This is a genomic window from Alkalidesulfovibrio alkalitolerans DSM 16529 (assembly GCF_000422245.1).
GTDB lineage: Bacteria > Desulfobacterota > Desulfovibrionia > Desulfovibrionales > Desulfovibrionaceae > Alkalidesulfovibrio > Alkalidesulfovibrio alkalitolerans.
On the sequence record NZ_ATHI01000031.1, the window covers coordinates 143561 to 162731 of the forward strand.

Annotated in this window: 18 protein-coding genes, 1 tRNA gene and 1 pseudogene; 16 read left to right on the top strand and 4 right to left on the bottom strand. The window is 62.3% G+C overall.

Annotated features, from left to right (window positions below; translation table 11 throughout):
• Positions 1 to 41: 41 nt before the first annotated feature.
• A complete protein-coding gene (locus DSAT_RS13235) occupies positions 42 to 1736 on the top strand; it encodes a hypothetical protein (protein ID WP_235695968.1) in 1695 nt (564 codons plus the stop codon).
• A 121-nt stretch (positions 1737 to 1857) separates the two neighbouring features.
• Here the strand turns inward: DSAT_RS13235 and DSAT_RS13240 are convergent, their stop codons facing one another.
• Genes DSAT_RS13240 through DSAT_RS13250 form a run of 3 tightly spaced genes read right to left on the bottom strand, consistent with a single transcriptional unit; the run spans position 1858 to position 3862 of the window.
• Positions 1858 to 2577: a metal-dependent hydrolase gene (locus DSAT_RS13240; RefSeq protein WP_020888040.1), complete on the bottom strand. Its 720-nt coding sequence runs from the start codon at positions 2575 to 2577 to the stop codon at positions 1858 to 1860.
• A 17-nt stretch (positions 2578 to 2594) separates the two neighbouring features.
• Entirely contained in the window at positions 2595 to 3161 is a 567-nt protein-coding gene (locus DSAT_RS13245) for a UbiX family flavin prenyltransferase (RefSeq protein WP_020888041.1), read from the bottom strand.
• Entirely contained in the window at positions 3158 to 3862 is a 705-nt protein-coding gene (locus tag DSAT_RS13250) for an O-methyltransferase (RefSeq protein WP_020888042.1), read from the bottom strand. The genes DSAT_RS13245 and DSAT_RS13250 overlap by 4 nt, the downstream gene beginning before the upstream one ends.
• A 123-nt stretch (positions 3863 to 3985) precedes the next feature.
• Here DSAT_RS13250 and DSAT_RS13255 point away from each other — a divergent pair.
• The 7 genes from DSAT_RS13255 (at position 3986) to DSAT_RS13285 (ending at position 10194) form a co-directional block, all read left to right on the top strand.
• A tRNA-Arg gene (locus DSAT_RS13255) sits at positions 3986 to 4062 on the top strand.
• A 628-nt stretch (positions 4063 to 4690) separates the two neighbouring features.
• Positions 4691 to 5494 (top strand): ABC transporter substrate-binding protein, encoded by an 804-nt coding sequence (locus DSAT_RS13260; RefSeq protein WP_020888043.1) that lies wholly within the window; start codon positions 4691 to 4693, stop codon positions 5492 to 5494.
• A 63-nt stretch (positions 5495 to 5557) separates the two neighbouring features.
• Positions 5558 to 6220: an amino acid ABC transporter permease gene (locus DSAT_RS13265; protein WP_020888044.1), complete on the top strand. Its 663-nt coding sequence runs from the start codon at positions 5558 to 5560 to the stop codon at positions 6218 to 6220.
• Positions 6220 to 6972 carry an amino acid ABC transporter ATP-binding protein gene (locus tag DSAT_RS13270; protein ID WP_020888045.1) on the top strand — a complete coding sequence of 251 codons (753 nt, stop codon included), beginning with the start codon at positions 6220 to 6222 and terminating at the stop codon, positions 6970 to 6972. The genes DSAT_RS13265 and DSAT_RS13270 overlap by 1 nt, the downstream gene beginning before the upstream one ends.
• 52 nt (positions 6973 to 7024) lie before the next feature.
• Complete coding sequence (gene kamA, locus DSAT_RS13275) at positions 7025 to 8359, top strand: lysine 2,3-aminomutase (RefSeq protein ID WP_020888046.1); 1335 nt, start codon at positions 7025 to 7027, stop codon at positions 8357 to 8359.
• Positions 8349 to 9239: a putative beta-lysine N-acetyltransferase gene (gene ablB / locus DSAT_RS13280; RefSeq protein ID WP_020888047.1), complete on the top strand. Its 891-nt coding sequence runs from the start codon at positions 8349 to 8351 to the stop codon at positions 9237 to 9239. The genes kamA and ablB overlap by 11 nt, the downstream gene beginning before the upstream one ends.
• Before the next feature lie 94 nt (positions 9240 to 9333).
• Entirely contained in the window at positions 9334 to 10194 is an 861-nt protein-coding gene (locus DSAT_RS13285; protein WP_020888048.1) for a YitT family protein, read from the top strand.
• A gap of 84 nt (positions 10195 to 10278) precedes the next feature.
• Here DSAT_RS13285 and DSAT_RS13290 read toward each other — a convergent pair whose 3' ends face one another.
• A complete protein-coding gene (locus tag DSAT_RS13290; protein WP_020888049.1) occupies positions 10279 to 11031 on the bottom strand; it encodes an N-acyl homoserine lactonase family protein in 753 nt (250 codons plus the stop codon).
• Positions 11032 to 11321: 290 nt separating this feature from the next.
• On the opposite strand from DSAT_RS13290, the pseudogene DSAT_RS13295 reads away from it, so the two are divergent.
• From DSAT_RS13295 to DSAT_RS13325, 8 genes and pseudogenes are all read left to right on the top strand, one after another.
• Positions 11322 to 12366, top strand: a pseudogene (locus DSAT_RS13295) (IS481 family transposase).
• A gap of 730 nt (positions 12367 to 13096) precedes the next feature.
• Positions 13097 to 13369: an RNA-binding regulator gene (gene rbp / locus DSAT_RS13300; protein WP_020888052.1), complete on the top strand. Its 273-nt coding sequence runs from the start codon at positions 13097 to 13099 to the stop codon at positions 13367 to 13369.
• 112 nt (positions 13370 to 13481) lie between these two features.
• Positions 13482 to 15311 (top strand): translational GTPase TypA, encoded by a 1830-nt coding sequence (gene typA / locus DSAT_RS13305; protein ID WP_020888053.1) that lies wholly within the window; start codon positions 13482 to 13484, stop codon positions 15309 to 15311.
• A gap of 90 nt (positions 15312 to 15401) precedes the next feature.
• On the top strand, positions 15402 to 15959 hold the full coding sequence (locus DSAT_RS13310; RefSeq protein ID WP_020888054.1) for a GGDEF domain-containing protein: 558 nt from the start codon (positions 15402 to 15404) through the stop codon (positions 15957 to 15959).
• Between the two features lie 12 nt (positions 15960 to 15971).
• Positions 15972 to 16154 carry a GGDEF domain-containing protein gene (locus tag DSAT_RS15805; protein WP_020888055.1) on the top strand — a complete coding sequence of 61 codons (183 nt, stop codon included), beginning with the start codon at positions 15972 to 15974 and terminating at the stop codon, positions 16152 to 16154.
• A gap of 9 nt (positions 16155 to 16163) precedes the next feature.
• A complete protein-coding gene (locus DSAT_RS13315) occupies positions 16164 to 16676 on the top strand; it encodes a peptidylprolyl isomerase (RefSeq protein ID WP_020888056.1) in 513 nt (170 codons plus the stop codon).
• Between the two features lie 156 nt (positions 16677 to 16832).
• Positions 16833 to 18734, top strand: coding sequence for a CocE/NonD family hydrolase (locus DSAT_RS13320; protein ID WP_020888057.1), 1902 nt, complete (start codon positions 16833 to 16835; stop codon positions 18732 to 18734).
• A 1-nt stretch (position 18735) separates the two neighbouring features.
• Positions 18736 to 19164 carry a DUF2784 domain-containing protein gene (locus tag DSAT_RS13325; RefSeq protein ID WP_020888058.1) on the top strand — a complete coding sequence of 143 codons (429 nt, stop codon included), beginning with the start codon at positions 18736 to 18738 and terminating at the stop codon, positions 19162 to 19164.
• Positions 19165 to 19171 lie beyond the last annotated feature (7 nt).

The window sequence follows — 19171 nt, forward strand, 5'->3', positions numbered from 1 at the left end:
CCTCGCAAGCCAGCGACTTGGAGGACGTGGAGGAGATGAAAATGCATTGTGTTCGTATCGCCGCGCTGTTCGTGGCGCTCGTCGGATCGCTCCTGGCCGGCCTCGTTTCTGCGGCCTCGGCGCAGGAAGCCGGAAAGACCTTCGCGGTCACGCCGTTCAAGATCATGGGGCCGGACAACTACGCCTACCTTGGCCCGGCCATCCAGAGCATGCTCACCTCGCGCCTGACCTGGCGCGGCCACTTCGACCCCATCGAGCCGTCCGGAGTCGCGGGCGCGGGCGTTCCCACGGCCGCCGCCCAGGCGCGCGAGGCCTTGCAGAAGCTCGGGACCGACTATCTCGTCTTCGGCTCCGCTACCATCGTGGGTGAAGACGTGAGCCTGGACGTGCAGGTCGTGGACGCCGCGGGCAACCACTGGCCCAAAAGTTCCTCGGTCAAGCTGAGCGCCCTCATCCCGGCCATGGAAGGGGTCGCGCAGTCCATCAACGCCGAGGTCTTCAAGCGTCCCGGCGCGGACGCCAAGGCGGCCGTGGCGCAGGGGCAGCCCAGGCAGCAGGTTCAGATGATGAATCCCGACCTGGTCTACAACGAGCAGGACGCGCGCCAGGACTTCTTCCTGAACCCGTACTTCCGGCAGCAGGAGACCCCTGACCAGTCCGGGCGCTGGCGCAGCCAGACCCTGCCCGTGCAGGCCGCGAGCATGGTCATCGACGACCTCGACGGCGACGGGGTGAACGAGATCGTCCTGCTTGAGGATGGAAAGCTCAACGTCTACAGCATCCACTCGGGCCGCATGGACCTTCAGGCGAGCATCGAGGTTCCAAGCCGCGTTCGCTCGTTGCGGGTGAACACGTTCGAACTTGGGATGGTCTCCCGCAACAACATCATCATTACCGGGCTTGCGGACGAGTACGAGGAGACGCGACGCAGGGACGGAACCCCTTGGAGCGCGGTGCTGGCCTATGACGGCGGAAGGCTGCAATACGTCCAGGAGAACATCCCCCTGTTCATGGACGCGGTGCAGGTTCCCCCCTATTACCGCAAGATGCTGTTCTGCCAGAAGAAAGGCAACAACCACCCCCTGGACGGCACCGTCCACGAGGTCATCGTCTCGAACGGGCAGATACAGCCCGGCGTCCGGGTGAATCTGCCCGCGTACGGGAACATCTTCAACTTCGGCTACATGCCCACCCAGGACGGCGAAATGATCCTGGTGGTGGACGACTTCGACCGCATCCGCGTGAACACGGCCACCGGACGCTTCGTCGCCCAGACCGGCGACGAGTACGCCAACTCGCCCGTGGGCTTCAACTACGCCAAGCGCGTGGCCGGGCTCGGCGCAAGCCAATCCTCCGAGACGAACAAGTACTGGATATCCGGGCGACTCTTGCTGGCGAAACTGGCCGACAAGAACAAGTACGAGCTGATCGTCGGCCGGAACATCTCCAAGGCGGCCAACATCTTCGCCAACTACCGCGACTTCCCCTTCGGCGAAGTTCATTCTCTGTACTGGGACGGCGTCGGCCTCTCCCTGATCTGGAAGACCAGACAGTTCAAAGGGACCGTGGTCGATTACGCCGTGGCGGACATCGACAATGACGGCAACAAGGAACTCTGCGTGCTGCTGCACACCTATTCGGGCACGGCCGGGCTGAGCTCCAGGCGCTCGGTCATCGAGGCCTTCAAGCTTTCGCTCGAACCAACTCCGGAAAACGCCCAGCCGCAGGCGCAATAGGGCTTTGACGTCGAGTCTGAAATTCGGAAAAACCCCGGTCCGATGCGCTTCTAGGCATCGGACCGGGGTTTTTCGTGTTCCTGCGGGGCGGGATGTCGTCAGGTCGTCCCGCGAGATGTCGTCAGTCGCACTCGCAATCGCCGTCCGGCCCGGGAGAGGAAAAGGTCGTGGACGCGCCGGGCGCGAGCGCCAGAATTTCCGTGTCCGGGGCGATGCGCGCCAGCGCGGCCTTGAAGTCCTCTGTGCCTTGGGCCAGGATGGGGAATGTGCCCCAATGCATGGGCACCGCGCGCTTGCAGCTCAGGAGCTTGCAGGCGTAGGCCGCCTGTTCGGCGTCCATGTTGAAACGGCCGTCGATGGGCAGCATGGCCGCGTGGATGGTGTGGAATCTGCCGAACAACTCCATCGAACTGAATATCCCCGTGTCGCCCGAATGGTACAGGCACAGGCCGTCGGGCAGGGTGATGATGAACCCGGCGGCCGTGCCCGTGGCCGAGGAATGCATGGCCTGGACCATCTTGATCCGAAAACCCGCGACTTCCACCGTGCCGCCGATGTTCATGCCCACGGCCTTTTGCGGCGAAAGCCCCTGGTTCACGAGCTTGCCGCACAGGTCGAACATGGCCACCAGTGTGGCCCCGGTGGCCAGGCAGATGTCCAGGGCCTGGCCGATGTGGTCGTCGTGGTCATGGGTCACGCAGACCACGTCCACCTTGCCCACGTCCTCCGCCCGTGAGGGGGCGTTCGGATTGCCCGCGAAGAAGGGGTCCACGAGCAGAACAGCCTCGGGCGAGGCGATCCTGAAATTCGAATGCCCAAGCCAGGTCAGCGTCGTTGGCATGGCGTGCTCCTTTGGATTCAGGTGTTCCAGGGCCGCACGAGGGTCTGCGGCAGCCCCAGGTGGTCCAGTATCCGGGCGGCCATGAAGTCCGCCAGGGAGTCCACGGAATCGGCCCCGGCGTAAAAGCCGGGGCACGCGGGCATGATGACGGCGCCCGCACGGGTGGCGGTGGCCATGTTCTCGATGTGGATTAGCGAAAGTGGCGTCTCGCGCGTCACGAGGACCAGGGGACGGCGCTCCTTGAGCGCCACGTCCGCCGCGCGGTGCACAAGATTGGAGCCGGTGCCTGCGGCGATGCAGGCAAGGGTGCTCATGGTGCAGGGGCACACCACCATGCCGTGGTGCGGCCACGAGCCGCTGGCGGGCGAGGCAGCCATGTCGGTCGCCTCGTGCACGACGTCGGCGGCGTCCTCGATGCGGCGTCCGCCATCGGGAGATTCGAGGGCCAGCACGCGGCGGGCTGCCTCCGAAAAGATGACGTGCAGCGAGACGTCCGGAGTCTCGGCCAGGGTCTCGGCTAGGCGCACGGCGTAGGGCATGCCGCTTGCGCCGGTCACGGCGAGGAGGATGGTGCGGGTGGTCATGCGCGCTCCAGGGAGGCGTTTGCATCGCCGGGGCGGGTGAAGACAGCGGTTTCCCAGACGCCGTTGGCGAAGGATTGTGTGGTCCAGCCGTGCGTCATGTCGCGGATGGGCTGGTATTTGGGCCACTCCGCGTTGTCCAGGACCAAAAGGCCGCCGGGCGCGAGCTTGTCCAGGGCGTTCCGGGCGCAGGCTACGCGGGCGCGGCCATCGACAAGCACCAGATCGAAATGGCCGTCGGGATAGTCGAGCACGGCGTCGGCGTAGGCCCTGAACTGCGGCTTGTCCTCGCGGGCCTCGGGATCGTTCCAGCGCGCCGGTCTGGCCGGATTCGGCGCGGGCGGATCGCCCTGGGCAGGATCGTGCGGCTCGACGAACCTGAGGGTGACGTTTCGCAGGTCGAGTTCCTCGATTCTGGCGGCCAGACGGCGATGCCACTTGCGGGCGTGCTCCACCGTGACCACGCTGGCCGTGCGCCGGGCGAAAAAGATGGTGCTTCGGCCGCCTCCCCACTCGAAAACGCGGTACTCGGGCTTGAGGAATGCCTCGATGCGGCTCACGGCCCCAGAAACGAGCCATGGATAGTCGGGCGAAAGGGCCATGCGCAGCTTGACCGGCGCGTGCAGCAGTTCGCGGGCCGCCTGCTTGAACAGGCGCGACAGGACAGGGTCGCTCTGCGTGGGGTGTATCGGCTGGATGTACATTGTCTCGCGTGCCGGGATTCGGTGTTTTTCAGGGAACGGGAACAACCATACCTGACACAGCGGGCGGCTTTTGCCAAGTCCGCTTGACAAGGCAGACGGCAGCACATAGAACGTGTTCCCTTCGGGCAATTAGCTCAGGTGGATAGAGCGTTGGCCTCCGGAGCCAAAGGCCGCAGGTTCGAGTCCTGCATTGCCCGCCATCGAAGAGTCCGGCAACGTCCGAGATAGTTCGAAAAGCCTCGTGAAAACGGGGCTTTTTTGTTGTCGGCTCTCATGCCGGGCGATGTGCGACTCTCGGTCGAGCCTTCCTCCAACTTCGCATGATGACAGCAATTTTGGATTGATGGATGTTTTATGTGTCTGAAGCAATCATCGTGAATGCTATGGCCTGCGCAGATTTGACATCTCTTTTTATTCATGCCATGCATATGAGCGTTCGTGGAGGGCGCAAGGATTTTCGAGAAGAGCATCCGTATGTTCTTGTGCTGACGCGATGCGTCGCAATGATGAGATTATTTTGTCATTGCTGAGGTAAGTGGTCTTTGGTGGCTGCATTCAAGGCAGTGCAGACTCCGTGATTCTTTCAACGCAGTGACTTCGTCGTTCCGGCGGAGCACGTCCATTCGGGCCATATGCCCGCCTCCTCGCGGCAGCGGGGGCCGGCCTTTCGGGCCGCGTCCGCTCCCGGGCCGCCAGACACGAGCACGCAACAGATCGACAGGCTTGGTCGTCGGGATCCGACGGCCAGGGGTATTGCCGGGTTGCCGGAAAAAACGGCTTCCCCTGCTTGCGCCCATCGGCAAACGACAACCCTAAGGAGAGGCAATCATGCACAGACCATTCGGAACCCTGCGCGCCGTGTCCTTTGTATTTCTGGCGTTGGCCCTTGCGGCCGCATTGTTGCTCGTGGGCTGCGGTCAGTCTGAGACGACCGCGCTTGAGCGCGTCAAGCAAAGCGGCGAGATCAGCTTTGCCATGAGCGGCGGGTATCCTCCTTTCAATTTCTACAACGAATCCAACGAACTCGTCGGGTTCGACGTTGACGTGGCACGCGAGGTCGCTTCCCGTTTGGGCGTTGCGTTCAAGCCCGTAACCACGGAATGGAGCGGAATCATCGAAGGGCTGCGCGCCGGGGCCTACGACGGCATCCTTGGCAGCATGGCCGTGACGCCGCAGCGCCTTGAGGTCGTGGATTTTTCCGTCCCTTACTATTTCTCGGGCGCACAGGTCGTCGTGCGGTCAGACGCTCCCCATGTCCTGACCTCGGATATGAACGGCAAGATTGTCGGTGTCGTCACCGGGACGACGTTCGAGGCGGACGCCCAGGCTTTGGGCGCAAGCGACGTCCGGCTTTACAAGGACGACAACCAGACTCTGCTCGAACTGCACAACAGGGTCGTGGACGGGGTCATCACCGATCGGGTGGTCGGCGTCAATGCCATGAATTCCGAGCGCTTCGACATCCGTTTGCTTGGCACGCCACTGCGCAGCGAGGACATTGCCGTGGCTTTCCGCAAGGATGACGGCGCGCTACTTGCCGCGGTGAACGGCATTCTCACGGAGATGCACGCCGACGGCACCCTTTCCGCCATCAGTCTGAAGTGGCTGAACGTGGACGTGACCACGCGCTAGCACGATCATCCCCGAGGAGGCGGACGATTGGGCCGTCTCCTCGGGGCAGCCGGGAAGGACTCTATGACTTACAATTTCGGTGCGTTGCTCGACTATCTTCCGTTTTTTCTGCCTGCCGCGTGGATGACGCTTCAAGTCGCGGCGCTGGGCATTTTTCTTGGGCTGGCGCTCGGCCTTTGCACCGCGTTTTGCCGCATATCCGACCGGATATGGCTGAATTGGCCCGCGCAGGTATATATCTACGTCATCCGGGGAACGCCGCTGTTGTTGCAGTTGCTGTTTCTCTACTACGGCTTGCGCGGACTCCTCGGCCTTTCGGCCCTGACATCGGCGGTTTTGGCGCTCGGTGTGCACAACGGCGCGTATATCGGCGAGATTTTCCGGGGCGCCATCCTCTCCATCTCGACCGGCCAGATGGAGGCGGCACGCTCCATCGGCATGACGCGGACCCGCGCCATGGTGCGCATCATCCTGCCGCAGGCCTTCAAGCGCGCCGTGCCGCCGCTGGGCAACCAGTTCATCATCGCGCTGAAGGATTCGTCCCTGGCGAGCGCCATCACCATCAACGAGCTTTTGCTCAAGAGCCAGCAATTGGCGTCGTCGAATTTCATGATGATGGAGATGCTGACCATCGCCGCGCTGTTCTATCTCTTCTACACCGGGATATTCACCTTGATATTCTCGCGGATCGAGCGGCGGTTGCGTGTAAGCGAAGGAGTTGCCTGATGATGAACGGCGAGAACGTCGATGCGCCCCGCATAAGCGTGCGGGGCCTGCACAAATGGTTCGGGGACCTGCACGTTCTGCGGGGGATCGACATGGACGTGGTCCGCTCCGAGGTGGTTACGGTCATCGGTGCGTCCGGCTCGGGGAAGAGCACCTTCCTGCGGTGCCTCAATTTTCTCGAACACGCGCAAAAAGGAATCATCTCCGTGGACGGCGAGCCGGTGCCCGACAGCGAGCGCGCACGAAACGCCCTGCGCGCCCGTCTGGGAATGGTTTTCCAACACTTCAACCTTTTTCCGCACATGACGGTGCTTGGCAACGTCATCGAGGGACCCACCCAGGTGCTCGGGAGGTCCCGCAAGGAGGCCGAGGAGGTCGGCCGCGCCTACCTTGCCAAAGTCGGTCTCTCGGACAAGGAGCAAGCTTGGCCGAGCCAGCTTTCCGGCGGCCAGAAACAGCGCGTGGCCATCGCCAGAGCCCTGGCCATGGAACCGGAAGCCATCCTCTTCGACGAGCCGACTAGCGCTCTCGATCCCGAACTGGTCGGCGAGGTGCTCTCGGTCATGCGTGAACTGGCCGACGAAGGCATGACCATGGTCGTCGTCACGCACGAGATGGGCTTTGCCCGCGAGGTGGCGGACACGGTCCATTTCATGGACCAGGGAGTTGTCGTGGAGAGCGGCGAACCGCAGGCGCTGTTCACGGAACCGACACAGGCGCGGACCAGAGAATTCCTGGGCCAGATTCTTTAGGCTCCAGGCCTTGGAATCCTCTTTTCCGCGCGAAAAACACAAAGGATAGTGCATGACCATCTACAATCCGCATCAGCAGGAAGTCTCCAAACGGATCAACGAGAACGCCGATCTGGCCAAATGGACCGACTGGCGCTGGCACATCCGAAACGCGGTGCGCAGCGTGTCCGGCTTCGAGAAACTGACCGGCATCCGTTTTCCGGACGAGGACAGGGTGGCCTACGAGCGCACCATCGAGACCTTCCCTCTGTCCATCACGCCGTACTATCTCTCGCTCATCGATCCGCGCGATTACCAAAACGACCCGGTCTTCAGGCAGGCGTTTCCGTCCGTGCGCGAGTTGGACATCGCCCCGGCGGACATGGCCGACCCGCTGCACGAGGACGTGGACAGTCCCGCGCCGGGCATCACCCACCGCTACCCCGACCGAGCCTTGTTCCACGTCTCGAACCTGTGCTCCATGTACTGCCGCCATTGCACGCGCAAGCGCAAGGTCGGCGACGATGGACACATTCCCGGGCGGGAGGAACTCGAACAGGGCTTGGCCTACATCCGCGCGACCCCACAGGTGCGCGACGTCATTCTCTCCGGCGGCGATCCGCTCATGCTGCCCGACGAGACCATCGATTGGCTGTTGTGGAGCCTGTCCAAGATAGAGCACGTGGAGATCGTGCGCATCGGCACCCGCATGCCCGTGGTCTTGCCCTACCGCATCACCGACGATCTGACGCGGATCATCAAGCAGTACCACCCTGTGTGGTTGAACACCCACTTCAACCACCCGCGCGAGATTACCCGCTCGGCAAAGGTGGCCCTGCGCCGCCTCGCGGACGCGGGGGTGCCGCTGGGCAACCAGTCCGTGCTTCTGGCGGGCGTCAACGACTGCCCGCGCATCATGCGTACGCTCGTGCGCTCGCTGGTCAAGAACCGTGTGCGGCCCTACTACCTCTACCAGTGCGATTTGTCCGAAGGGCTCTCGCACTTCCGCACGCCCGTAGGCAAAGGCATCGAGATCATCGAATCCCTGGTCGGCCATACCTCCGGATTCGCCCGGCCCACATACGTCATCGACGCGCCGGGCGGCGGGGGCAAGGTGCCGGTGATGCCCAACTACGTCATCTCCTGGGGTACGAACAAAGTCGTGTTGCGCAACTACGAGGGCGTGATCACGACCTACACCGAGCCCGACTGTTATCAGGCCACGGTCTGCGACCGCAATTGCCGCGACTGCGACCTGCAACTCCAAGAAGACGGCGCGGACGAATACCGGGCCGTGGGTGTGGAGAAGCTTCTGGCCGACTGGGACGAGACGTCGAGCCTGACGCCCATGGAGAACGAGCGGCACATCCGGCGCGTGGCCAACGAGGAGGGCGTGGATGACGCATAGAGCCGTCCAGGAAGATCAACCGCGCGACGTGATCGAGCGCGTGGGGCCCGCACTAGTGCAGCACGGGCCGCTCTCCGACCGTGTCTATCTCATGAAGCTCGGCGCGGCGGACGAGGCCCAGGGCGTCGTCGAAAGGCTCGATTCCCTGGCGAGAAGGCGCGGCTACAGCAAGTTCTTCGCCAAGGTTCCAGAGGAGGCGCGCGACCTTTTCTTCGCACGCGGATTCGTGGAGGAGGCGAGAGTGCCGCGCATGCACCGGGGCAGGCGCGCCGTATCTTTCATGTCGCGGTTTTACGAGGAATGGCGCGAAACGCCCAAAAAGCCCGAACTGCTCGACGAGGTGCTGCGGGCCGCCTTTGCACGGCAGGGGGAGGGGATTGACGCGGAATCCAGGCTCCATGAGCTCAGGCGGCTTTCGGACGACGACGCCCCAGCCATGGCCGAGATCTTTTCCGAGGTCTTCGCGAGCTATCCCTTTCCCATCCACGATCCCGCGTACCTGCGCGAAACAATGACCGAAAACGTGGTCTATCACGGCGCGTACGAGAACGGACGGCTCGTGGCCGTGGCCTCCGCCGAGATGAACGAGGCAGGATGCAATGTGGAGATGACCGATTTCGCCACTCTGCCAGGACAGCGGGGCAGGGGACTCGCGGGCGTTTTGCTCGCGCGCATGGAGAAGGACATGGCCGAGCGAGGTTTCCTCACCGCCTACACCATCGCCCGGGCGGCATCCTTCGGCATGAACATCGCTTTTGCCCGGGCCGGGTACCGTTTCGCCGGGCGTTTGACTCGCAACACAAACATCGCGGGCAGCCTCGAATGCATGAACGTCTGGCACAAGCCTCTTTTTGGGGCGGGCGGGGTGGCCGCGGCCTGAGGAACGATTCGTCGCGCGCGGGGTTGCCAGCCATGTCGCGATATCCTATGCGGACTCCTCCCGACTGGACGCACGGTTGCAACGAGGAATGATGATGGCCAAGAGATTCGACTATACCTACACCGTCTGGTGGAACTGCCTGCTCATCACCCTGGGCGGCTCGCTTTTTGCCCTTGGCGCAAAGAGCGTGGCCGTGCCGCACGGCTTCATCGCGGGCGGTGTTTTCGGCGTGGGCATGCTGCTCAACTACGTCTCGGGACTGCTCACGCCCGGTGTGTGGTATTTCCTGCTCAACGTGCCGCTCTTTGTGCTCGGCCGCTATTACGTCAGCAAGCGTTTCTTCTGGTACAGCCTCTACGCCATGGTCCTGACCACGCTGGTCTACGAGTCCATCTCCTACGACATGGGCATCCAGACGCAGCTTTATGCGGCCATCGCGGCCGGGGTGATCTGCGGCGCGGGCGCGGGCCTCGTGCTTCGTTCACTCGGTTCCAACGGCGGCTTGGACGTCCTCGCGGTGATCCTTTTTCAGCGCTACAACATCGGCATCGGCCGTTTCTATTTTCTTTTCAATCTGGGGCTGTTCAGCGTGGGGCTGGTCTTTTTGGACATAGACTTGGTCATCGCCTCGCTCATTTTCGTCTTTATTACCAGTGTGGTCGTGGACCAGATGCTCTCCCTGTTCTCGCAGCGCAAGAGCGTGTTCATCGTTTCGGAGAAGAATCGCGAGATCGCCCGCGAGATCTTGGACAAGCTCAAGCAGGGCGCGACCTTCATCAAGGGCTACGGGGCCTTTTCCGAGAAGGAACGCGACATCCTGATGACCGTGGTCAACAACGTGCAGCTTAAGCGCCTGGAGGAAATCGTCTTTTCCATAGACGACTCGGCCCTGTTCATTGTGGAGAACACCTTCAGCGTGCTCGGGGCATCGTTTTCCAAGCGCAAGCTTTATTAGCAGGCCTGTGAAAAAACCCCCGGCCCCGGACAATTCGTTCCGGCGGGCGGGGGCTTTTCGCATCGCGCCTTGGAACGCGCGGCGTCATCCGGGAATCGGCGCTCCCGAGGCGAAGCGGGGATCGTGCAGGGGCAGGATGATGTCCGCCATCTCCTTGACCCGCTTCATGATGTCATAGGCTTCGTAGGGATTCGTGCAGGTACCCGGAGGGATGACCTCCATCTCCATGGCCGTCACGTCCTTGGGCGGGAAGAGGTTGTCCATGATCACGCAAAAGCCGGTGATCGCGGCCTTGCCCTTGGCCGTGTCCACAAGCACGGTCAGCCCGCCCTCGGTGTGGGCCGGAGTGTGGACCACGCGTACGCCGGGCGCGATCTCCATGTCTTCGCTGACGACACGGATCTGCCCGTTCTCCTCCACGTCCAGGATGTAGTCCTCAAGGTAGCGGAAATCCAGCGGATGTGGGTCGTGGATCCGGGCCAGTTCCTTCTCGTGGACGTATATGGCCGCGTTCTCGAACTTGTAGTCGTTTTCGCAGTGGTCGTTGTGCAGGTGCGTGTGGATGACGATGTCGATATCCGCCGGGGTCAGGCCGAACCGGCCGAGACCTTCCTCGATGGTTTCGATGCGGCCGCCAAGCGACTTCTCGCGATCCTCGGAGCGGATGGGCTGCATCTCGCCGGTGTCCACCAGGATGCGCTTGTCGCCGCCTTCCAGGTACCAGGCGTAGATGGGAATCACGTAGGGCGTGCCGTAGCCGTGCTGGTAGGTCATCATGCCCTTGTCGAAAAGCTTGCTGCCCACCACGATGGGATGGATGACGTAGGTAGTGCTCATGGGCGATGGGTCTCCTGCTGATTGTCCGTGCCCTGGGCCGGATCCACGGGCGCTGCGGGTTTCGCTGATAACATCTCGAAGGTGTCTGGACAAGGGACGGCAGCGCGACATGAGCTGAACGGCTTCGGACGCGCATTGTGAGGCACAGAAAAGGCGGAGCAGATCATTGAGTGTTCTGAGATGGTTATCCCCTGACAGTAGGCCCTCGCAAGAGGAAGTGGCCATGCCGTCCCTTGGTGGGGTAGCGATGAGGTTACGAAGCTTCATCCACCCACAACCAGGAGAACGTCATGACCACGGGGAAGAAGGTAGCACGAAGGAAGCTGAGCTTGCTAGAGTTGGCTACGGAGTTGGGCAACGTCAGAAGGCGTGCAAGATCATGGGCTATTCGCGGCAGCAGTTCTACGAGATACGGCGCAACTTCCAGAGTTTCGGGGCTGACGGTCTGCTCGACAGGCTGCCCGGAGCCAGGGGGCCGCATCCCAACCGCGTGGACGAGGCAGTGGAAAAGGCCATTCTCGACTACAGCCGGGACTTCCCGACGCACGGTCCGCTGCGGGTGGCGCAGCAGTTGGTCTTGCAGGGCGTGCAGGTGAGTTCTGGAGGCGTGCGCGTGTCTGGAGCCGCCACGACCTGCTCTCCCGTCATTCACGGCTCTTACGGCTGGAGCGTTTCGCGCGTGCGCAGGACGTGAAGCTGAGCGACGAGCAAGTTCGCATGCTGGAACGATTCAGCCCGGAGTTCAGGGAGCGGCACATCGAGACCCGTCACACGGGCGACCTCGTGGCCGTGGACACGTTCTTCGTGGGGGTGCTCAAGGGCGTGGGCCGCATCTACCTGCAATCGGCCCTGGACTGCCACAGCCGCTACGCGTTCGGACGCCTGTACACCACCAAGCTGCCGGTGACGGCGGTGCACCTGCTCAACGAAGACGTGCTGCCGCACTTTGAGGCGCACGGCACAACGATCACGACCGTGCTCTCGGACAACGGGCGGGAGTTCTGCGGCCGTCCCGACCGACACCCGTATGAGCTTTTCCTGCAACTGGAAGGCATTGAGCACCGCACCACCAAGGTCCGGCGACCGCAGAGCAACGGTTTTGTGGAACGCCTGCACCGGACCCTTTTGGACGAGCATTTCCGGATCAAGGGCCGGGAAAAGTGGTACGAGTCGGTGGATGAAATGCAAAAGGATCTGGACAGTTACCTGCATCACTACAACCATGAGCGTGCCCACCAGGGACGCGGCATGGAAGGCAGAACGCCCTACCAGGCGTTCCTCGACGGCATCCTGAAGAAGGAGCCGGGAAGAAAGGCGGCAAAGGACGCTGCGTAACTCAGCCCCCCAAGGGCGGCAGTGTCAGGTGAATACTATCTCTGTACACATTGAGTCGCCGCGGCGCGTCCACGTGTTTATCTTGCAATGACGCAAGACATGCAATGTCGTTTGTGGCATGTCATCACATGGGGATGTGCTATGAAGCGACAGGGTATCTTTCAATCTTATATTGTGTGTTCCGAACATTTCTATGGCGATTTCAGTCAAACACGTTTGTTTCATCGAGGCATAAATCTATTCTTAAATCGAAATATGAACGATGGCGTGTTGTAAAAAATTTTTTTAAAATAAAATGTGTTTGATTTTGAATGTTGCCTTGTCTATTAATTTGTATATTTATTTATAGTATAGCATTTGATATGATTTTTTTTAAGAATATGTATCATTTTTATAGAATCATGACGAAAGTGATTTCATTCATTCCAATGGTGAGGCGGTTGTAGAATATGGATGCAGATCAGGATGGCAACGGATAACATGATTTGAGTGGTGGCCTTTCCTTTCTTGCATTGCATTCTTCGTTGTTTCACAGAAGGCCGTTTCGCGGAGCTAAAAGGTCTGGAATTCGCCGGACAAGAAAAAAGTCACATCCCCGTAATTTTTTTTCTTGCTAGATGTGTCACCTTCGGGTAGTCGGGAATGGCTTACCCGAGCGTAAGCCGAGGTTGGGGCCACGTATTCTTGTTTCACTATCAACTTTTTTCATCACGCATCAGGAGATCATTTCATGTCCACGTCCATCTATGTCGGCAATCTGCCTTTCTCCGTTTCCGAGGAAGACGTCCGTAACCACTTCGCCAGCTACGGCGAGGTCTTCAACGTGAAGTTCATCATGGATCGCGAGACTGGCAGGTTCCGTGGCTTCGGTTTCGTCGAGATGGATGAGGCTGCCGCCAAGGCCGCCATCGAGGCCCTCGACGGTAAGGACTTCAACGGCCGCACTCTGCGCGTCAACGAGGCCAACCAGAAGAAGCCCGCCCGGCCCCGCCGCGACTACTAGCAGCCCGAACCGTTTTCAGAGAGTCCCCGCCCCGCACTCACGCCGGGCGGGGTTTTTTTCGCCTCCCCCTTTCGCCACCCTTCCGTCATACACGCAGGATATCCCTACCGCCATGCGCAACCAAGCCATCCGCAACATCGCCATTATTGCCCACGTCGACCACGGCAAGACCACCCTCGTCGACGCCATGTTCAAGCAAAGCGGCCTGTTCCGCGAAAACCAAGAGGTCGAGGATCGCCTCATGGACTCCATGGATCTTGAGCGGGAGCGCGGTATCACCATCGCTGCCAAAAACTGCTCGGTGGCCTGGGGCGGCGTGAAGATCAACATCCTCGACACCCCTGGTCACGCTGACTTCGGCGGCGAGGTAGAACGCGCCCTGTCCATGGTGGATGGCGCGATCCTGCTCGTGGACGCCTCGGAGGGGCCGCTGCCCCAGACCCGCTTCGTGCTCAAGAAGACCCTCGAAGCCGGGCATCGCGTCATCGTCGTCATCAACAAGATCGACCGCAAGGACGCCAGGCCGCAGGAAGTGGTGAACGAGGTCTACGATCTGTTCATCGAACTCGACGCCACCGACGAGCAACTCGAATTCCCCCTGCTGTACGCCGTGGGACGCGACGGCGTGGCCATGCGCGACCTGGACGATCCCCGGGTGGATCTGACGCCCCTCTTCGAAACCATCATCGAGAAGATCCACGCGCCGCTTCATGACGAGGGCGAGCCGTTCCAGATGCTCGTCTCCGATCTCGGCTATTCGGAATTTCTCGGGCGTCTGGCCATCGGCAAGGTCTTTCACGGCCGGGTGACCTCGGGCGAGCGCTTGATCTGCGTGGGAGAGGGCGGGCAGCGCAAACCACTTCGCGTCTCGCGGCTGCAGACCTACGAAGGCATCCGGCTGGCGGACGCGGCTACGGCTGAACCCGGCGACATCGTCGTCCTTTCGGGCATCGAGGACGTGCACATCGGCGACACGATCACCGTTGAAGATGGCGGCAAGGCCCTGCCGCGCATCACCGTGGACGACCCCACTGTCTTCATGAAGTTTTCCATCAATACTTCCCCCCTGGCCGGGCGCGAGGGCAAGCAACTCACCTCGTCCAAGCTGCGCGAGCGCCTGGTGCGCGAGAGCCTGGCCAACGTCTCCATCCGCGTGGAGGAGGCTGAGGGCCGCGACAGCTTTCTGGTCAAGGGGCGCGGCGAGTTCCAGATGGCCATCCTGGTTGAGACCATGCGCCGGGAGGGCTTCGAGCTCACGGTCGGCCGGCCCGAGGTCATCTTCAAGACCGATGAGCAGGGAAAGAAGCTCGAGCCCATCGAGCGCCTCTACGTGAACTGCGGCGAGGAATTCACCGGCACGGTCACGGAGAAGCTCTCGCAGCGCAAGGGGCGTCTCGTGAATCTCGTGAACCATGGCAACGGCCGCGTCAGGCTCGAGTTCAACGTGCCGTCGCGCGGGCTCATCGGTTATCGTGACGAGTTCCTGACCGACACCAAGGGCACGGGCATCATGACCTCGTACTTCGAGGGGTACGGCGAGTTTCGCGGTGATTTCCCGACCCGCTTCACCGGGTCGCTGGTGGCCGACCGGTCTGGGCAGGGCGTGGCCTATGCGCTCTTCAACCTGGAGCCGCGCGGTCGTCTCTTCGTCGTGCCCAACGATCCCGTTTACGAGGGTATGATCGTGGGCGAGCACAATCGGGAGAGCGATCTGGACGTGAACCCGTGCAAGGAGAAGAAGCTCACCAACATGCGCGCCTCGGGCAAGGACGAGAACGTGATCCTGACCAACGTCACGCCCATGACGCTTGAGCGGGCCATCAACTTCATCCGTGACGATGAACTCGTGGAGGTCACGCCGTCCTCCATCCGGTTGCGCAAGGCCGAGCTTTCGCAGATCAAGCGGCACTCCTTGCGGGCGGCGCGCAAAAAGGAATCCTGACAGGCCGCGTCAAGAGCCGGGTTTGCGGCGGGGGAGGTTGCGGACTCAAAAGCATTGAGCGGCCGGATGATTTGGTGCTAGATACGCACGATGAACCTGCCGGACGTGGGAAAAACCGCACGACGCCTCAGGCAGGGTCTGGTTCTCGGCATGGGAGTCGGACTCGGCTGGGCCGTGATCTGTACGCTTTTCGATCTTTGGTCGAAAGCCGACGCAGGGTATCAGGCACTGCTTTTCGGATACATCACGCTTGGTTCCATGGCCTCCTTTGGGGTTTTCGGATATGTGGTCGGGAGGCATGAGCAGCGATTCGCCGAATTGTCGTTGGTGGATCACCTGACGCGACTCTTCAACACACGCTATTTCCATGAGACCTTGAAAGCCGAATTCAGCAACGCCCAGCGTTATACCAAGCCGCTCACGCTCATTTTGCTCGACCTGGACCACTTCAAACAGGTCAACGACACTTGGGGGCATCCCGCGGGCGACAAGGTGTTGAAGATCGTGGCCCAAACCGTGGCGGGGCTGGTGCGTCAGGGTGACACCGTGGCCCGCGTGGGCGGCGAGGAATTTGCGGTCATCATGCCCAACACGGATGCCGAGGGTGGGTTGACGCTTGCCGAGCGCATACGCAACGTGATCAAATAGCACCCCGTTGCCATGCCTGACGGAAGCCACGTCACGGTGCGCGTCTCGCTCGGCGTGGCCGAACTGGACCACAAGGCCGTCTCCACGGCCACGGAATTTTTCGCCATCGTCGATCAGGCTTTGTACGAGGCCAAGGAGGCGGGCCGGGACCGGACCGTGGTGGCGACGAAACGACACGAGAAAGAAACGGAGTAAGGAGAAGCGATGTCAAATCCCATGGTGCTGCTGGAAACTTCCGAGGGAGAGATTCTTCTTGAACTTTTCGCCGACAAGGCCCCCAAGACCGTGGAGAACTTTCTCTCCTACGTGGACAAGGGCTTTTACGACGGCACGATCTTCCACCGCGTGATCCGCGATTTCATGAACCAGGGCGGCGGGTTCGACATGATGATGAAGGAGCGTCCCACGGGCGCGCCGGTCGAGAACGAGGCCAACCCCGAGGTCAAGAACCTGCGCGGGACCATCGCCATGGCCCGGACCATGGAGCCGCACAGCGCCACGGCCCAGTTCTTCATCAACGTCAAGGACAACCACTTCCTGGATCGCAGGGGAGACACTCCCGAAACCTTCGGCTACTGCGTCTTCGGCAAGGTCGAGGAGGGCATGGCCACGGTGGACAAGATCAACAAGGTGCGTACCAAGCGCCATGGGTTTCACGACGACGTGCCCGCCGATCCCGTGACCATCATCACGGCTAAGCGGTTCGAGGTCGAGTAAGCGGTCCTGCTTCAGGGCCCCGACGGCTGGGGCGCGCTACGGGACATCCCTTCGCGCGTCCCTTGCCGCCCGAACCCTCGTTTGCCGTCCCGGCCTCGCGTTTCGTGAACGGACTGCGCCGCATCCAACGCGTACGATCGGGTAGGGCTGAAGGTCATGATTCGCCGCATCCGGCTTCGCCACGTTCTTGCCGCGCTGGCGATTCTCCTTGTGAGTATCGCCCTGGCGGGCTGGCTGATCCTCTCGCCGGAGAAGGTCGATACCCTCGCGCCCGGCGAGGCCCGCGAACTCGAAGCCGTGTTCGGGGGCTCGGCCGCGCATCTTCCCGTTCCGCGTTTCGACGGAGTCGATCTTCAATCCGTGAGCCTCGTCATGCGCGACGGCGTGTCCATCGCCCTGGACGTCTGGCTGCCGCGGGGGTTGGGAACGGAAACGGCGCCCGCGCTCCTTTTTCCCACGCGCTACTGGCGCAGGGCCGACATGCTTTGGCCGCTGGACGATCTGTTCGGCCTCGACGACGACGTACGTTTCTTCACTGCGCACGGATACGCGGTGGTGCGCATGGACGTACGCGGTTCCGGGGCCTCGGGCGGCAGCAGGCCCTATCCGTGGGCTCCGGCCGAGCGCGAGGACCTGCGCGAGGTCATCACGTGGATGGCCGGGCAGCCGTGGTCAAATGGCCGCGTTGCCGCCATGGGCGTGTCCTATGTGGGCACGGCGGCGGAATTCGCGGCCGGGCTGGGGCATCCCGCCTTGCGCGCCGTGCTGCCCATGTTCAGCCTCTACGATGTCTACACCGACATCGCCTTTCCGGGCGGTGTGCGAAACGACTGGTTCGTCTTCCGCTGGGGGCGCTTCAATCAGGCCCTGGACGCCAACCGTCTGCCCGACAGCGCCCCTTGGTGGCTGAAGCAGGTGCTGCGCGGCGTGGCCCCGGTGGGCGAGGGCGAGACGGCGCGCGAGGCCCTGGCCAGGAACGTTGCTCAGCACGCCAAGAATGGCGACATCCACGCCGACGCATTGAGCGTCACCTTCCGAGACGACGTGGCTCCGGCTCCGGGGGTTTCCACGGACGCTTTCAGTCCGCATGCCTTCGTCGACGACATGCGGGCCACTGCAACGCCTTTCTACGCCTGGGGCGGCTGGCACGACGGGGCCTATGCCGCCTCGGCGCTGGCCAGGGCCAAAGCCCTGGGCGGACTGGTCCGCACCGTCATCGGGCCCTGGAACCACGGGGCCGAGCAAATGAGCGACCTCATCACCGGCGCGGATTCTCTGCCCCCGTCGCGCCGTGTCCGGCTCTACGAGCAACTGCGCTTTCTCGAACACCACTTGCGGGACAACGGCCCACGGCCCGAGTCCGGCGTGATATACCACGTCATGGGGCACGAGGTGGACGGCGGAGGCTGGAGACGTACGGGTGTCTGGCCGCCGCAAGGGATTTCGTCGCGCACGTTTCACCTTGACTCCGGGGGCAGGCTCTCGGGCGAAGCACCCGAGGAGGAATCCAGCATTGTTCACGCCGTTGATTTTTCCGTGGGGAGCGGGGGGGCGAACCGCTGGCGCACCCAGTTGAACCGCTCGAACGTGGCCTACCCTGGCCGCGAGGACGCCGCCCGGCTCGTGGTCTTCGATTCCGAACCTCTCGACGCGCCGCTCGTCATCGTCGGCGAGGCCGTGGCGTACCTTCGGCTTGCGGCTGATCGCGAGGACGCGGCCGTGCACGTCTACCTCGAAGCGGTGGCCCCTTCGGGCAAGGCGGCGATGCTGACGGAAGGCGTTTTACGCGCCCTGCACCGTCACCAGGGCTCCGAGGCCGGGCGGACCTTCCTGCGCGCCCACGGTTCGCCGCTCGTGCCCGGCGAGGTTGCGGATATGGTCGTGCCGCTCTTGCCCACGGCAGTGGCGGTGCCCAAGGGATGGCGCATCCGGCTGGCCCTGGCCGGGGCGGATGCGGACCAGTTCGTGCGCATCCCACGTGAGGGCGGCGTGAACTGGACTCTTTACCTCGGCGGTGCGTCTCCCGCACGCCTGACACTGCCGGTGGAGGGCGGCTGAGATGCAGGTCTGGTTCGCGATTCTCCTGGCGGACGTCGTCCTGGTCGTCCATTTCCTGATCGCGGCCTTCAATATCCTCGCGCTGCCCGCGACTGTGCTCGGTCTCGCGATGGGGTGGCAGTTCGCACGCAACAGGTTCTTCAGGCTCGCCCATCTGGTCTGCATGGGGGTTGTGCTGCTGTTCGCGGCGCTTGGCCGCTATTGCCCGCTCACGGACTGGGAAAGCGCCCTGCGCATCGCGGCCGGGCAAGAGGGATACGAGACGTCCTTCATCGCCCACTGGCTTTCCCGGCTGCTGTATGTGGACGCGGACCTGCGTGTCCTGGCCGTGCTCTATGCACTGTGGACGCTGACCATCGTCGTCCTGTGGTTCCTCGCGCCACCTCGTCTCCGCCGGTCGGACCGGGATGACATATCTTCACCCGGCTGATAGGGAA